17 protein-coding genes are annotated in these 13849 nt (G+C 66.1%); 11 read left to right on the forward strand and 6 right to left on the reverse strand.

Annotated elements, in window-relative coordinates:
• Positions 1-3: 3 nt before the first annotated feature.
• Positions 4-588 carry a hypothetical protein gene (locus ACW17U_RS00830; RefSeq protein ID WP_492054466.1) on the reverse strand — a complete coding sequence of 195 codons (585 nt, stop codon included), beginning with the start codon at positions 586-588 and terminating at the stop codon, positions 4-6.
• Positions 578-1090 (reverse strand): RNA polymerase sigma factor, encoded by a 513-nt coding sequence (locus tag ACW17U_RS00835; protein WP_492054467.1) that lies wholly within the window; start codon positions 1088-1090, stop codon positions 578-580. The genes ACW17U_RS00830 and ACW17U_RS00835 overlap by 11 nt, the downstream gene beginning before the upstream one ends.
• A gap of 104 nt (positions 1091-1194) precedes the next feature.
• Here ACW17U_RS00835 and ACW17U_RS00840 point away from each other — a divergent pair, with 104 nt between their 5' ends.
• The 8 genes from ACW17U_RS00840 (at position 1195) to ACW17U_RS00875 (ending at position 7200) form a co-directional block, all read left to right on the forward strand.
• The gene (locus ACW17U_RS00840; RefSeq protein ID WP_492054468.1) at positions 1195-1668 is read left to right on the forward strand and encodes a PaaI family thioesterase; all 474 of its coding nucleotides are present in this window, start codon (positions 1195-1197) and stop codon (positions 1666-1668) included.
• A 2-nt stretch (positions 1669-1670) separates the two neighbouring features.
• Positions 1671-2615, forward strand: a complete 945-nt coding sequence (locus ACW17U_RS00845; protein WP_492054469.1) for an alpha/beta fold hydrolase — start codon at positions 1671-1673, stop codon at positions 2613-2615.
• The gene (locus tag ACW17U_RS00850) at positions 2612-3598 is read left to right on the forward strand and encodes a glycosyltransferase family 9 protein (protein ID WP_492054470.1); all 987 of its coding nucleotides are present in this window, start codon (positions 2612-2614) and stop codon (positions 3596-3598) included. The genes ACW17U_RS00845 and ACW17U_RS00850 overlap by 4 nt, the downstream gene beginning before the upstream one ends.
• 52 nt (positions 3599-3650) lie before the next feature.
• Positions 3651-3881 carry an aa3-type cytochrome c oxidase subunit IV gene (locus tag ACW17U_RS00855; protein WP_492054471.1) on the forward strand — a complete coding sequence of 77 codons (231 nt, stop codon included), beginning with the start codon at positions 3651-3653 and terminating at the stop codon, positions 3879-3881.
• A gap of 118 nt (positions 3882-3999) precedes the next feature.
• Positions 4000-5142, forward strand: coding sequence for a Re/Si-specific NAD(P)(+) transhydrogenase subunit alpha (locus ACW17U_RS00860; protein ID WP_492054472.1), 1143 nt, complete (start codon positions 4000-4002; stop codon positions 5140-5142).
• A 23-nt stretch (positions 5143-5165) separates the two neighbouring features.
• A complete protein-coding gene (locus tag ACW17U_RS00865; RefSeq protein ID WP_062149601.1) occupies positions 5166-5492 on the forward strand; it encodes a proton-translocating transhydrogenase family protein in 327 nt (108 codons plus the stop codon).
• Positions 5489-5785: a hypothetical protein gene (locus ACW17U_RS00870; protein WP_062149598.1), complete on the forward strand. Its 297-nt coding sequence runs from the start codon at positions 5489-5491 to the stop codon at positions 5783-5785. The genes ACW17U_RS00865 and ACW17U_RS00870 overlap by 4 nt, the downstream gene beginning before the upstream one ends.
• Positions 5782-7200 (forward strand): NAD(P)(+) transhydrogenase (Re/Si-specific) subunit beta, encoded by a 1419-nt coding sequence (locus ACW17U_RS00875; RefSeq protein ID WP_492054473.1) that lies wholly within the window; start codon positions 5782-5784, stop codon positions 7198-7200. The genes ACW17U_RS00870 and ACW17U_RS00875 overlap by 4 nt, the downstream gene beginning before the upstream one ends.
• Before the next feature lie 86 nt (positions 7201-7286).
• On the opposite strand, the gene ACW17U_RS00880 is transcribed toward ACW17U_RS00875, so the two are convergent.
• A complete protein-coding gene (locus ACW17U_RS00880) occupies positions 7287-7634 on the reverse strand; it encodes a UrcA family protein (RefSeq protein ID WP_492054474.1) in 348 nt (115 codons plus the stop codon).
• A 354-nt stretch (positions 7635-7988) separates the two neighbouring features.
• Here ACW17U_RS00880 and ACW17U_RS00885 point away from each other — a divergent pair, with 354 nt between their 5' ends.
• Both ACW17U_RS00885 and ACW17U_RS00890 read left to right on the forward strand, forming a co-directional pair.
• Entirely contained in the window at positions 7989-8726 is a 738-nt protein-coding gene (locus ACW17U_RS00885) for a M23 family metallopeptidase (RefSeq protein ID WP_492054475.1), read from the forward strand.
• A gap of 46 nt (positions 8727-8772) precedes the next feature.
• Positions 8773-9729, forward strand: coding sequence for an alpha/beta fold hydrolase (locus tag ACW17U_RS00890; protein WP_492054476.1), 957 nt, complete (start codon positions 8773-8775; stop codon positions 9727-9729).
• A gap of 78 nt (positions 9730-9807) precedes the next feature.
• On the opposite strand, the gene rpsU is transcribed toward ACW17U_RS00890, so the two are convergent.
• On the reverse strand, positions 9808-10047 hold the full coding sequence (gene rpsU / locus ACW17U_RS00895; RefSeq protein WP_155856916.1) for a 30S ribosomal protein S21: 240 nt from the start codon (positions 10045-10047) through the stop codon (positions 9808-9810).
• Between the two features lie 181 nt (positions 10048-10228).
• Here rpsU and ACW17U_RS00900 point away from each other — a divergent pair, with 181 nt between their 5' ends.
• Positions 10229-10879 carry a COQ9 family protein gene (locus tag ACW17U_RS00900; RefSeq protein ID WP_492054477.1) on the forward strand — a complete coding sequence of 217 codons (651 nt, stop codon included), beginning with the start codon at positions 10229-10231 and terminating at the stop codon, positions 10877-10879.
• A 252-nt stretch (positions 10880-11131) separates the two neighbouring features.
• On the opposite strand, the gene ACW17U_RS00905 is transcribed toward ACW17U_RS00900, so the two are convergent.
• Both ACW17U_RS00905 and ACW17U_RS00910 read right to left on the reverse strand, forming a co-directional pair.
• Positions 11132-12916, reverse strand: coding sequence for a PAS domain-containing hybrid sensor histidine kinase/response regulator (locus ACW17U_RS00905; RefSeq protein ID WP_492054478.1), 1785 nt, complete (start codon positions 12914-12916; stop codon positions 11132-11134).
• Between the two features lie 210 nt (positions 12917-13126).
• Positions 13127-13843, reverse strand: a complete 717-nt coding sequence (locus ACW17U_RS00910; protein ID WP_492054479.1) for an aspartate/glutamate racemase family protein — start codon at positions 13841-13843, stop codon at positions 13127-13129.
• Between the last annotated feature and the right edge of the window lie 6 nt (positions 13844-13849).

Here is a 13849-nt window from a genome sequence, read left to right on the forward strand (position 1 = left end):
GACCTAGTCTTGGTAGTCGGCGAGCAGCGCTTCCAGTCGCCGCTGCTCGGGCTTGAGCATCAGGATGTAGCGCAGCAGGTTCCAGCCTGCGCTGGCCGCCAGGGCCAGGCCGCAAACGGCCATCGCCTGCCAGCCGGCCGTCGTGTTCATCCGGCCATCCTCCTGCAGGCGCTGGATCGCCATGAACAGCGGCACCATGAACACCGGCAGCATGGCCCAGAAGACGTGGCAGTTGGATCGCGCCCGGCGATTGGCGGCCAGCAGGCCGGCCACCGTATCGCGCAGCGGCGGGCCGGTGTCGTGTGACCGATGCCGGAAACCGTTCCAGAGCACCGCACCCAGCACCATCCAGCACACGGCCAGCATGGCGATTCCGGGCCATCCGGCCCCGTCGCTTTTCAGGCCTGCGGACAGGGCCATGCCCGTGAACAGGGTCAGGACCGTGGCCGGGATGCCGGCCAGCAGAACTTCGAGGCGCCGGCGGGTCTTCAACGTAAGCATGAGTTGCTCCTTCAAGAGGGCATGGGCTTCATCGGTCGGGGTGTTGGCGTCCGAGCGCCAGGCCTGTTCGAGACGGTCAAACTCCATCGCCGTCGTCCTTCAAGAGGGTTGAAAGGCGGGCGCGAATGCGGGTCAGGCGTGCGCCGACATTGGTTTCCGACAGGCCGTGCAGCCGGGCGATCTCGCCATAGGCCACGCCGTCCAGCGACAGCAGGATGAGCGAGCGGTCGAGTGGCGGCAAAGTCCGGATCCCCCGGTAGAGCTGCTCCAGCAGGGCCGCCTCGATCGGATCGCCGGTGTCGGCCCGGAGACTGAGCTCGGCCTCGATCGCGTCTCGCCGCCGCCGCCGCCGCATCTCGCCCCGTTTCCAGGTCAGGGCGGTGTTGTGCGCGACCCGATAGACAAAGGTCGCGGCGGCGCTGCGGTCCTCAAAGCGCGGCCAGGCGCGCCAGACCGCTACCATCAGCTCCTGCAGCAGATCGTGCTGATCGGCCGGTTGGGCGAAGGCGCGGCTGATCCGGCGCAGGGCCGCCAGATGCGGCTCCAGCCAGTCGACGAACGCCTCGTCCCTTGAATGTTCAGCGCCCATGATCCGCCCCGGTTTCGAGAAGGTTAGACGCCGCAGGCCGGGTCGTCCTTACACGCCGTCAGGGAAGGGTTCCGCTTTGTTCAAACGGTCGTTAGGTTTGTCCCATGTCCGATGATCTAACAGACGCCCAGACCGCCGCCATCCCCGACGGCTACAGCCAGCTCAACTGGTCGCGCGGCTTTGGCCGCCAGATCGGTCCCCTGTTCGAGCAGCGCTCGGGACCCGGTGAGGCCTGCCTGGGCTTCAGGGTCGAGGAGCATCACACCAATGGCCTGGGCAACTGCCACGGCGGCATGTTGATGAGCTTTGCCGACATGGCCTGGGGTCGGATCATCTCGCTTCAGAAGTCCTACAGCTGGGTCACGGTCCGGCTGATGTGCGATTTCCTGTCGGGAGCCAAGCTGGGCGACTGGGTGGAAGGGCAGGGCGAACTGATCGGCGAGGAAGACATGGTCTTCACCGTGCGCGGCCGGATCTGGTCGGGCGATCGCACCCTGATCACCGGCACCGGCGTCTTCAAGGGCCTCAGCCCCCGCAAGCCGCGCCCCGGCGAACTGGCCTTCAAGGACGAGGGTTGAACATGGCTGATGATCAGCAGCAGCTGGCCCGCGTGCCGCCGCCGATGCCGGCCCCGCTCGAGGCCTTCGCCGGCGCTGTGCCCCCGGCCCCGGCCTGGTTCGAGCAGGCCCTGGCCGTGGAACCCGAGCGCACGACCCTTATGGTCGACGGGGCCGGGATTGAAATGCTGACCTGGGGCGAGGTCGGCAAGCCGGGCCTGCTGTTCCTGCACGGCAATGGGGCCCATGCCGACTGGTGGAGCTTCATCGCGCCGTTCTTCGCCAAGGACTGGCGCGTCGCCGCGATTTCCTGGGCGGGCATGGGCAGTTCCGACTGGCGGGACTCCTATTCGGCCGAATCCTTCGCCGCCGAAGCCTTTGCCGCCGTCGAGGCCGCGCAGCTGGAGGCGGGCGGGGTCAAGCCGATCTTCGTCGGCCATTCGTTTGGCGGCTTTCCCACCCTGTATTGCAGTGTGGCCCACGCGGACCGACTGCGGGGCATCATCATGGTCGACAGCAGCATCCAGCCGCCGGAAAAGCGCTGGAAAGGCCCGCCCAATCGTCCCGGCTTCGGCAACAAGGTCTATGCGACCCTGGTCGAGGCGCTCGGCCGGTTCCGACTCGCCCCGCCCCAGGCCTGCGAAAACCTGTACATCGCCGACTACATCGCCCGCCGCTCGCTGAAGGAAGTCGAGGGAGGCTGGACCTGGAAGTTCGATCCCGCCATCTGGCAGCGGTTCCGGATGCCGGATCTGGGGCTCCTGTTGCCGCAGATTGCCTGTCCGGCCGCCTTGATGTGGGGCGAGCGGTCCAATCTTATGCACGCCGAGACTCTGGACTATATGATCGACCAGATGCCCAAGGATGTCCTGCTCGTGCCGATTCCCGATGCTGACCATCATGTGATGATCGATCAGCCCCTGGCCTTCGTGGCCGGGCTGCGCGGCCTGCTCGCCAACTGGCAATGACCGAAAGCCTGGTGCCGCCCGCCGGGATGGTCATGGTCTACATGCCCGATCGCGGCGTGGGGGACCTGATGTGGCACCTGCCGACCCTTCGGGCCATCGCCAGCCGGGCTATCGAGGGCCGGGTGCTGCTGGCCGCACGCCCCTCGAGCCGGGCCAAGGAACTACTGGCGGCAGAGCCCTGTGTCGAACTGATCGACTATGTGGAATACCGCGCCGGCACCTTTCGCCACCTGGTCGAGATCGTCGATTTCTTTCGGCTGTGCCGCCTGCGTCGCCCCCGGGCGGTATGGATCCTGGAAAAGATCGACCGCCCGGCCATCGGCGCGGCCCTGGCCGGGGTCCGTGAGCGACGCGGCTTCGGCCTGGGACACAGTCAGGAAGGCTGGCTGACCCATGGACCGTTCCTGCCGCGGACCCTGCGTCCGGCGCATCGGATCGCCAAGCTGGCCGCCTTTGAAGATCTCCACGGTCTGAAGGTTGCCAGCCGTGAGCCGGCCCTGGCACCGGTACCGGCCGCTCTGGACATCATTCAGGATCGCTTCGGTGACCGGCCCAAGCCCTGGATCGTCTATGGCGTCGGGGCGAGCGAACCCCGTCGCTGCTGGCCGCTCGACCGGTTTACCGCCTTGAGCGGGGCCTTGTCCGATCTCGGCGGCACCCATTTCTGGCTGGGGGGTCCGGGCGACAGTCCTGCCGTCGACGCCGAGCTGGCCCGTGCCGAACGCAGCTGTATCAACGTCAATGCCTGCGATCTGAAGCTGGATGCCGGGGCAGCCCTGCTGTCCAGGGCCGACCTCTTCATCGGCAACGACTCGGGTCCCCTGAATCTCGCGGCCTCGGTCGGCTTGACCGCCATTGGGCTGTTTGGCGACAGTCCGCCGCTCGACTATTCACGCTTTCTGCGGCCCCTGATCGGGCCTCCCGGGGGCATGTCGGCCCTCTCGGTCGAGAGCGTCGCCGGAATCGCCCGCTTGAGCCTTTAGGCCGGCCGTTGTAATCGGCGGAACGACTTTTCTTCCCAAAGAGGACGATGACATGGCCGGCGACTATCACCGCGGTGAAATGGACATTCAGGAACAGGCCGCCACCTATGCGGCCTTTGGCGACATGACCAAGTGGGGTTCGCTGGCGATCGCCGTGCTGCTGCTGACGATCACTGTGTGGTTCTGCACCCCGGCCGGCTTCCTGGCGGGCGCGATCTCCGGGTTCGTCCTTACCGTGCTGGGCATCGTGTTTCTGCGCGAGAAGCCTAAGTCGGGTCACTGACACCGGTAGACATCGGCATATTTTCTCCCTTACTCGCGCTTGAAGCCTCGACAAGAGGCAAGACTATCCCCTAAACAGCAGCGCAAGCTGACTGGGATAGCAGCGCTCTGGGAGGGGTATGCCGATGGCCGTCATCGCCGTGACGAAAGAAACCCGCGGGGGTGAAACCCGGGTTGCCGCCACGCCGGAAACGGTGAAGAAACTGACCGCCGCCGGTTTCTCGGTGGTGGTCGAGGCTGGGGCGGGAATCGCCGCAGCCTATCCCGATGCGGACTATGAAGCCGCCGGAGCCAAGCTGGCCAAGACGGCCAAGGCCGCCATCACCGGCGCGGACGTGCTGTTCAAGGTGCGCGCCCCGGAGGCCGGCGAGATCGCGGCCCTCAAGAGCGGTGCCATCGTCGCCGCCGCTCTCAATCCGCATCAGGACAAGGAAACGCTCGCCGCCCTGGCCAAGGCCGGTGTCAGCGCGATCGCCATGGAGTTCATCCCGCGCATCACGCGGGCCCAGGTGATGGACATGCTGTCTTCCCAGGCCAACCTCGCCGGCTATCGCGCCGTGATTGAAGGGGCCGAGGCCTATGGCAAGGCCCTGCCGATGATGATGACCGCCGCCGGCACCGTTGCCGCCGCCAAGGTGTTCATCATGGGCGTCGGGGTTGCAGGTCTGCAGGCCATCGCTACGGCCCGTCGCCTGGGCGCGGTGGTCACCGCCACCGATGTGCGGCCCGCCACCAAGGAACAGGTCGAGTCGCTCGGGGCCAAGTTCCTCGCCGTCGAGGACGAGGAATTCAAAAACGCCCAGACCGCCGGCGGCTATGCCAAGGAAATGTCGGCTGAATACCAGGCCAAGCAGGCTGCCCTGGTCTCCAGCCACATCGCCAAGCAGGACATCGTGATCACCACGGCCCTTATCCCCGGCCGGCCCGCGCCCAAGCTGGTCAGTGCCGAGCAGGTGGCCTCGATGCGCGCCGGGTCGGTACTCGTAGACCTGGCCATCGAGCAGGGCGGCAATGTCGTCGGTGCCAAGCTGAATGAGACGGTCGTGACCGCCAATGGCGCCAAGATCCTCGGTGCCGCCAATCTGCCCGGCCGCATCGCTACCGATGCCAGCGCACTCTATGCCCGCAACCTCTTTGCCCTGTCGGGTCTGTTCCTCAACAAGGAAGGGGCTTTCGCGCCCAATTTCGAGGACGAGATCCTGAAGGCCGCCCTGGTGACCCAGGGGGGCGAGATCGTCCATCCGTCGCTGAAGACTGCCTAACTCACATTGAAAGGGAGGCCTCCATGGAAGCCGTCGACCCCACCGTGTTCCGTCTGGCGATCTTCGTGCTCGCCATCTTCGTGGGCTATTATGTCGTGTGGAGCGTGACGCCCGCCCTGCACACGCCGCTGATGGCGGTGACCAACGCCATTTCTTCGGTGATCATCGTCGGAGCCCTGCTCGCTGCCGCCGCCCATGGCGGTGCGGGCGAGGCCGCGACCGGCTCGGTCTGGATCTCCAAGGGCGCCGGTGCCCTGGCCGCGGCCTTTGCCGCAGTCAACATCTTCGGCGGCTTCCTGGTCACCAACCGGATGCTGGCCATGTACAAGAAGAAGGACAAGGCCAAGTGAGCGGCTTCGCCACTCTGACCCTGGCGGCCCTGATCATCCTGATCATCGCCGCCGGCGTCTCGATGGTGCTGCCCCGCAGGAAGGCGGCCGGCAACGGCGCGGCCTTCGCGCCGGCTTTCGTCCTGATCGCCATCGGCCTCAGCGCCAACGCCATCGGCCTGCAGGCTGGAACCAGCGGCGGCGCCGACATCCTTCGCTGGCTCTCGCCCTTTGCCGTCGGCATGGGCGTAGCTCTGCTGCTCGCCAATCTGCGCGCCGAACCGGCGCCGCCGTCCGGGGGGACCTCCGAATGAACGCCAATATCGCCGCCATCCTCTATATCGTCTCGGGGGTGCTGTTCATCCTGGCCCTGCGTGGGCTGTCGAGCCCGGTCACCAGCCAGGCGGGAAACCGCAACGGCATGATCGGCATGGCCATCGCCGTCGCCACCACCCTGGCCACCCTGTGGAGCCAGGGCGCGCTGGATCTCGTGACCCTGGGCCTGATCCTCGGCGGCGTCGCCGTCGGCGGCGCGGTCGGAGCGGTCATTGCCCGCAAGGTCGCCATGACCTCGATGCCGCAGCTGGTCGCCGCCTTCCACAGCCTGGTCGGCATGGCTGCCTGTCTGGTCGCCGTGGCCGCCATCTACACACCGGCCGCCTACGGCATCCTCGGCGAAGACGGCGCGATCCACGGGGCCAGCCTGATCGAACTGTCTCTGGGCCTGGCCATCGGTGCCATCACCTTCACCGGCTCGGTCATCGCCTTTGCCAAGCTGAACGGCAATATGGGCGGCGCGCCGATCCTGCTGCCGGCCCGTCACCTGCTGAACATCCTGATCGCCCTGGCGATCGTCGCCCTGGTGGTGGTGCTGGTCGTCAGCGGCGGTTCGGCCATCTGGGCCTTCTGGGGCATCTTCGCCCTCAGCCTGCTGATCGGCGTCACCCTGATCATCCCGATCGGCGGGGCCGACATGCCGGTCGTGGTGTCGATGCTGAACAGCTATTCCGGCTGGGCGGCGGCGGCCCTGGGCTTCACCCTGGAAAACACCACCCTGATCATCACCGGCGCCCTGGTCGGTTCGTCGGGTGCCATCCTGTCCTACATCATGTGCAAGGGCATGAACCGCTCGTTCGTCTCGGTGATCCTGGGCGGCTTCGGTGCCGATGCTGCTGCGGCCGGTCCTGGCGGCAAGGTCGAGAGCCGTCCGGTCAAGCAGGGCAGCGCCGACGACGCGGCCTTCATCATGAAGAACGCCAGCAAGGTGATCATCGTCCCCGGCTACGGCATGGCCGTCTCCCAGGCCCAGCACATCCTGCGTGAGATGGGCGACAAGCTGAAGGAAGAGGGCGTCGAGGTGAAATACGCCATCCACCCCGTCGCCGGCCGCATGCCCGGCCACATGAACGTGCTGCTGGCCGAGGCCAATGTGCCCTATGACGAGGTCTTCGAGCTGGAAGACATCAACAGCGAGTTCTCGACGGCCGATGTGGCCTTCGTGATCGGGGCCAATGACGTCACCAACCCGGCCGCCAAGACCGACCCGACCAGCGCCATCTACGGCATGCCGATCCTGGATGTCGAAAAGGCCCGCACGGTCCTGTTCATCAAGCGCGGCATGGCCTCGGGCTATGCCGGGGTCGAGAACGAACTCTTCTTCCGCGACAACACCATGATGCTGTTCGGGGATGCCAAGAAGATGGTCGAGGGGATCGTGAAGGGGCTCTGACCTTTCACTGGCCGGACCGCAGATATAGCAAAGGCCTCAGGTTTCCCTGAGGCCTTTGTCGTTTTCGGACGTCGGGGAGCCTGGCCTCACCGGGCGGCCATCTCGACCGACTTGGCGCGGGAAGCGACCTGCAGGGCCTTGCGCTGCGGGGCCGAGAGCTGGCGTTCGACGTCGCGGCGGACTTCGGTGGCGCAGGCACCATAGAAGGTGTGGGCGGCGTTGTTGCGGGCCTGGGCGCTGCACAGCGACTGGGCAGCGGCATCAACGCGGGCCTTGAACTCGGCAGCCTGGGCGGGGTTGGACAGGTTCAGGTCGCTGACCGAGATACGGGCCTGAAGCTCGGTAGCATTGGCAGCCTGGGCCAGGCCCAGAACCGGAATGGCGGCCAGGCTCAGGCTGGCGACGGTGGTCAGGCTCATGATGAACTTGCGCATTTGAAGTAATCCCTCGGTGTTGGTTTGTGTTTGGCGCTTCGCTGCGCCTCATGTCGAGAGGTTTACTTGCGAGATTTCATTAAGTCCCGTTACGTCTCAGTCATGACGTATAATTTAGAGAATTACAGAATGTTTATGGTGTGAACATTTAGTAACACACGATGTGTCGGGCCCCGTGTTCCCGCGAGGAATTGTGAGCAGCCTCCGGAGGGGGCGTCGCGACAGGGTGTCGCAGAGCGGGTCGAGGCACCTGCGCCGGGCCGCTCATTCACCAACACGAAAGATCGATGTGGGAAGACGCTGCCCAAGGCCCGGTCCCGCGACCTGACGGCACGACTCCAGGGAAGCGGATTTTTGACGTCAGAGACCCTCGCCGCCAAGCCGCCCTACGGCCGTGTCGCCTTTCTGACCCTGGTCGGCGTCCTGGCCACGGTGTGCGCCCTCAATGCGAGCACGGCTCTGAGCGCCTTCGCAGAAGAGCCGGACAGACCGCCGGCTGAGACGGTCGAGGTCCCGCCTGTCGACCTGCCTCCGCCACCGGCCTTCATCTTTGATGCCCCCCTGCCGGGCCAGGTGGTCAATTCGCCCTTCGGCCTGCGTCAGTTGCCCTGGGAAGAAAACGGCCGGCTGCATGAGGGCGTCGACATCGCCGCGCCGATCGGAACGCCGATCCGGGCTGCGACCGACGGTGTGGTCCTCCGCACCGGCAAGGATGGCGGCTATGGCCGGTTCGTGGAGATCGGCCACAAGGACGGCTTCCGGACCCTGTACGCCCATCTGGGGGCCACGGCGCGGGGCGTGAAGCCCGGCATGGTGGCCCGCCGAGGCCAGACCATTGCCTATGTCGGCAGCAGTGGCCGCTCGACGGGTGCGCATCTGCATTTTGAGATCCGTCGCAAGGGCAAGCCCCTGAACCCGTCCTATTTCCTGGGTCAGGTTTTTGCCGAAGCCGATGACCTGCCCCTGCGCGCCGCGGCCCGGGTGCCGCGCAAGGTGCGGATGGCCCAGGTCTCTGCCTGGCCCGAGGGCGTCAAGCCGCCCAAGACCAAGCCTGACCGGGTCAGAACGCGGGCTTCTGTCGCCGACAGCTGAGCGAACGACGCTCGACGCGTCACGAACCGGCGATAAGGTAGGGGCCATGTTCAAGGTCCTTGGTCGCGGTCTCGCCGGTGTCACTGTCTTCTTCATTGCCTATGTCGCCCTGGGCGGCACCATGAGCGCGTTCGGGTCTCCTCGTCCGCGCGGCGAACTGGTCCAGATCGAGCCGGGTCGAAGCCTGAGACTGGTCTGTGACGGGCCGCGTAGCGACCGCCCGGTGGTCTGGCTGGAAGCCGGAGCCTTCGGCTTCGCCGCCGACTGGGGGGCCACCCAGGACGCCCTGACAGCGGCCGGTTGGCGGTCCTGTGCCTATGACCGGGCCGGCATGGGCTATTCGCCGCCGGGGCCCGCGCCCCGCGACGGCCTGGCCATCGTCACCGACTTCGAAAAGCTGGTCACCGCCTCCGGCGAGCCCGGGCCCTATGTCCTGGTCGGTCACTCGATGGCCGGCCTGAGGCTGCGCCACTATGCCGGTCGCAACCCCGACAGGATCGCCGGTCTGGTCCTGGTCGATGCGGCCACGCCCGAGGCAGCGCAGAACCCGCGCATGAGCGGCTTCGTCAAGGCCTTTGCCTCGGCCTCCCGCTGGGCCGCACGCGGGGCGTCGATCGGTCTCTACAAGCCCCTGACCCAGACCCGCCTGGGCGACAAGATCGGCCTGCCGCCCCAGGCCGCAGCCGAAAAGCGCTGGGCCTTTGCCTATGGCCGCCATAACCGCACCTCGGCCGACGAGGTGGGTCTGTGGGTCAAGGCCTCGGACCAGGCCGCTGAGCAGCCGCCCTTCGACCCCGCCTGGCCGGTGGCGGTGGTCACGGCGGGCTCGATCAAGGGCCGCGAAGCCTGGAAGGCCATCCAGTCGGCGCCGGCCCTGGCCTCGCGCCACGGCATGGTCGACCATGTCGAAGGGGCCACCCACACGCGCCTGCTGGGCCGGTCCTTCGCAGACCGCATCGTCAAGGCCGTGGCCTTCGTGGGTGAACCCCCGTCGGCGCACTGAAACAGCGGCCATAAACGACGAAAGCCGCGCGGATCGCCGCGCGGCTTTCGAAAGTCTTCAGTCCGTTAGGCGTGAAGCCTACCGGGCACCGACCGGCTTCTTCGGCATCGGCAGCAGGCCTTCGCGCTGGGCGCGCTTGCGGGCCAGCTTGCGGGCGCGGCGGACCGCTTCGGCCTTTTGACGGGCGCGCTTTTCCGACGGCTTCTCATAGTGCACGTGCCGCTTCATTTCGCGGAACGAGCCTTCGCGTTGCATCTTCTTCTTCAGGGCCTTGAGGGCCTGATCGACGTTGTTGTCGCGGACGAAAATCTGGACCAGGGGTCTCTCTCCATTCGACGGCCCGACCAATGTCCCGAGTCCCTCTCAGGGGCCGGGCGGGCGAACAAAACCTGATAAACCCGGAAGGGGGGCTTCCGGGAAACGAGGGGCGGCTGATAGCAGAGTGAATGGGCTCTGTCCATGCGCGACGCGGCCTAAACCACGGTGTAGACTCGGATTCATGAGCAAGGCTGCCGAGACAGGAAGCAACTGGGCCGATGAGGCCGAACAGCGGGTGCTGGACGAGGCCGTGCGGCTTGCGCCGGCGGCGGGCTGGAACGCCCGCCTGACCGAACGGGCGGCCCAGGCGGCCGGCCTGTCGCCCGGAGAGACCCAGCTTCTGCTGCCCGAAGGGGCCCGCGATCTGGCGGCCCTGCTGTCGCGGCGCCATGACGCGGTAGCGCTGGATAGCCTGGCCATCCACGACCCCAACGGGTTGAAGATTCGCGACAGGATCCGCGTGGGGGTCGTCGCCCGGCTGGACGCCGTGGCGGCCGATGCCGAGGTCATGCGGGCCCTGGCCGCCTTCCTGTCCTTCCCGACCAACCTGGCCCTCGCCCTGCGCCTGACCTGGGAAAGCGCCGACATGCTCTGGCGCTGGGCGGGCGACACGGCCACGGACGAGAACCACTATTCCAAGCGGGCGATCCTGTCGGGCATTCTGGTCTCGACCCTGGCCGTCGACATGGCCTCGGGCCGCGACTCGGCCCTGGCCCATCTGGATGCCCGCATCGAGAACGTCATGGCCTTCGAGAAGTGGAAGGCCGGGCTCAAGCCGATGGACCTGGCCAGCGAGCTGGTCACGGCCCTGGCGAAGATGCGGTACCGCTGATCACTCGCCCCCTCCGCGCCTTCGGCGCTCCTCCCCCGCAGGGGGAAGATGAAGGGCGGCGATCTCATCTTCCCCCTGCGGGGGGGAGGACGACTTGCGTAGCAGGTCAGGAGGGGGCCTGCGGCGTCGACCGGTAGACACACAGCCCCGCGCCCACTTCGGTTCACGCGCCAGTATCCGCTTCCCACCTACAGCAGACACCTTTCACCTCAGCTCACCCACGCTGCTCCCCGCACCGCCCGCCTTCAACACTCAGGCCGCGATCTGCGTCCAGCGAACCACAGTTTCCAGCAAGCGGGCTGCGTGGAAAGGCTTGCCGATGTGATCGTTCATACCGGCAGCCAGACATTTCGCGATTTGCTCGGGCAGGACATTGGCGGTCAAGGCCACGATCGGGGCGGTGTTGTTGTTGGCCCGAATGAGGCGGGTGGCGGTCAGGCCGTCCATGACCGGCATCTGTATGTCCATCAGGATCAGGTCGTAGATCCCGCGTTCGGTGGCCTTCAAGCCTTCGGCCCCGTCGTGAGCTGTATCGATGGTTATGTCGAAGGGGGCCAGCAGTGTGCAGACCAGTTCGCGGTTTACGGCATTGTCTTCGACCACGAGCACGCGCAGCGGCGCGGTGAAGCCGGAGGCGCCTTCGTTGTGCGCCGCCTGGACCGTGTCCAGGCTCACAACGGGCGCGGAAACCTCGAACCAGAAGGTCGAGCCTTGGCCCTCTGTGCTGACGACTCCGATCTGGCCGTCCATGCGCTCGATAATCCGTTTCGAGATCGCCAGGCCCAGGCCCGTGCCGCCAAATTGCCGTGAGATTCCTCCGTCGGCCTGAGCGAAGCGTTCGAAAACTTTGCCGATCTGATCTTCGGAAATGCCGATACCGGTGTCGATCACTTCGATCCGCAGGCGAGCGGTCTCCGCCTCGACAAACTGGCGCAGCGATACCGTGACATGGCCTTCGCTGGTGAATTTCACAGAGTTGGACAGCAGGTTCAGCAGCACCTGCGACAGGCGCGGCCCATCGCCGACCATGCCGGAAAGGCCCGGCGCTAGGTCCAGGCTCAGGGTCAGGCCCTTGTCCCGGGCCAGGTCCTCGATCAGGGCGCAGGCCGAGCGAACCAACTGAGCCGGGTCGAAGGGCTGGGGGTCCAGGTCCAGATAGCCGGCCTCGAGCCGAGAAAACTCCAGCACATCATTGATCACGCCCAGCAAGGTGGCGCTGGCGCCGCTGATCAGTTCGACATGATGCCTGTCTTCGGACGACAGACGGTTGGACCCCCGCAACACGCCTGAAAAGCCAATGATGGCATTCAGCGGCGTGCGCAGTTCGTGGGTCATGTTGGCCAGGAAGTCGGACTTGGCGGCGGCCGCGCTCTGGGCCTCGACCAGGGCCGTCTCCAGATCCCGCTGCAGGGTCCAGCGTTCCGTGATGTTGCGTGACGTCGACATCAAGCCGCCGTCCGTCAGCCGGGTATAGGTGCTCTCGACCCATATTTCGCTGCCGTCCTTGCGGCGGCAGCGATACTCCCAGGTGCGGCTTTCTCCGCCCGGCGTCAAAGTTTCTAAGATCTTAAACAGCTGGCCACGGTCTTCGGGTCGAATGACGTCGCCTACTGGGATGCTTACATATTCTTCAGGGGTATAACCCATCAGCCGTTCAATCGAAGGCGAGCTGTAGAGGCGCTTGCCTTCGGGCGACCATAGCGAAATCGAGTCTGTCAGGTTGTCTGCCAGCAGGCGGTAGAGTGACTCGCTGGACCTCAGGCGGGCCTGGGCGTCTTCATACTCGGAGACCGCGCGTTCACGGGCCGCCAGGAGGGCCAGCTGTTCTTTGTGGGCGGTTGCCAGATTGACCTGCTGGCTCGTCAGGATCCAGGCCAGTGGCAGCGCGATGACCGATGCGATCGCCAGGGTGGAAAAAGGGGTAAAAACCTCGGTGTGACCAGCGACCAGGATCGAAAGAAGAAAATCAGCCGCGATCGCCATCAACACTACGGTTGCGGCAAGGGTGAAGGCGCGAATGAGCTTGGTGCGTATCATGGGGCGAACGTACCGAGTGGCCAAAAGCAGCTAGGCACAACACTGCCTGCAGAAAACGACGTGCGACAACTTTTTTAGTGATGGGGGCGGTCCGCGCCCAAGGTCCTGAACCTGAATTGCATGCCAAGCTCTGCGCGTGGGAGCGATGGGGTCCTTCAGGCCGGAGCGCCTGGACATCCGCTCACTTCGCCATGTCCGCCCCCTGCAAAGTCAGCCGAGGCCAGAGTCCCCCAGGGCCCGTTCCACGGCCGCCAGCGCGTGCAGCTCTGTGGTGTCGAACACCGGAACGCTGCTGTCGGCCTGGCCGATCAGCAGCATGATCTCGGTACAGCCCAGGATCACCGCCTGGGCCCCGCGCGCGACGAGCCGGGCGATGACGGCGCGATAGACCTCGCGTGAGGCGTCCAGAACCTGTCCCGCGACCAGCTCGCGATAGATGATGTCATGCACGGCTGCCCGGTCGTCGGCCTCGGGGACCAGCACCTCCAGGTCGTGGCGCTTCTCCAGGCGGCCGCGATAGAAGTCGTGCTCCATCGTGAAGGCGGTGCCCAGCAGGCCGACCTTCGAGAGACCGGCGGCCTTGACCGCCTCGGCGGTCGGATCGGCGATGTGCAGCAGGGGGATGTGGACCGCCGCCTCGATCGTGTCGGCCTCGCGGTGCATGGTGTTGGTGCACAGGACCAGAAAGTCTGCCCCGCCCGCCTCCAGAGCCCGGGCGGCATCGGCCAGCCGGCGAGCGAGCTCCGGCCAGCGGTTCTGGTGCTGCAGGGCCTCGATCTCGGCGAAATTGAACGACCACATCAGGGTACGGGCCGAGGCCACGCCGCCCAGCCGCGCGCGCACGGCCTCATTGATCAGCCGGTAGTACTGGGCCGAGCTTTCCCAGCTCATGCCGCCGATCAGGCCGATGATCGCTTGGTCGGTCATGAAGGG

It is taken from the genome of Caulobacter sp. AVps16, assembly GCF_058681455.1.

Coding starts and splice junctions, on each gene's coding strand:
- ACW17U_RS00890 (WP_492054476.1), top strand. CDS start 8,773: ATGTTCAAGGTCCTTGGTCGCGGTCTCGCCGGTGTCACTGTCTTCTTC.
- ACW17U_RS00900 (WP_492054477.1), top strand. CDS start 10,229: ATGAGCAAGGCTGCCGAGACAGGAAGCAACTGGGCCGATGAGGCCGAA.
- ACW17U_RS00865 (WP_062149601.1), top strand. CDS start 5,166: ATGGAAGCCGTCGACCCCACCGTGTTCCGTCTGGCGATCTTCGTGCTC.
- ACW17U_RS00910 (WP_492054479.1), bottom strand. CDS start 13,843: ATGACCGACCAAGCGATCATCGGCCTGATCGGCGGCATGAGCTGGGAA.
- ACW17U_RS00850 (WP_492054470.1), top strand. CDS start 2,612: ATGACCGAAAGCCTGGTGCCGCCCGCCGGGATGGTCATGGTCTACATG.
- ACW17U_RS00875 (WP_492054473.1), top strand. CDS start 5,782: ATGAACGCCAATATCGCCGCCATCCTCTATATCGTCTCGGGGGTGCTG.
- ACW17U_RS00905 (WP_492054478.1), bottom strand. CDS start 12,916: ATGATACGCACCAAGCTCATTCGCGCCTTCACCCTTGCCGCAACCGTA.
- ACW17U_RS00845 (WP_492054469.1), top strand. CDS start 1,671: ATGGCTGATGATCAGCAGCAGCTGGCCCGCGTGCCGCCGCCGATGCCG.
- ACW17U_RS00855 (WP_492054471.1), top strand. CDS start 3,651: ATGGCCGGCGACTATCACCGCGGTGAAATGGACATTCAGGAACAGGCC.
- ACW17U_RS00830 (WP_492054466.1), bottom strand. CDS start 588: ATGGAGTTTGACCGTCTCGAACAGGCCTGGCGCTCGGACGCCAACACC.
- ACW17U_RS00880 (WP_492054474.1), bottom strand. CDS start 7,634: ATGCGCAAGTTCATCATGAGCCTGACCACCGTCGCCAGCCTGAGCCTG.
- ACW17U_RS00860 (WP_492054472.1), top strand. CDS start 4,000: ATGCCGATGGCCGTCATCGCCGTGACGAAAGAAACCCGCGGGGGTGAA.
- ACW17U_RS00835 (WP_492054467.1), bottom strand. CDS start 1,090: ATGGGCGCTGAACATTCAAGGGACGAGGCGTTCGTCGACTGGCTGGAG.
- ACW17U_RS00840 (WP_492054468.1), top strand. CDS start 1,195: ATGTCCGATGATCTAACAGACGCCCAGACCGCCGCCATCCCCGACGGC.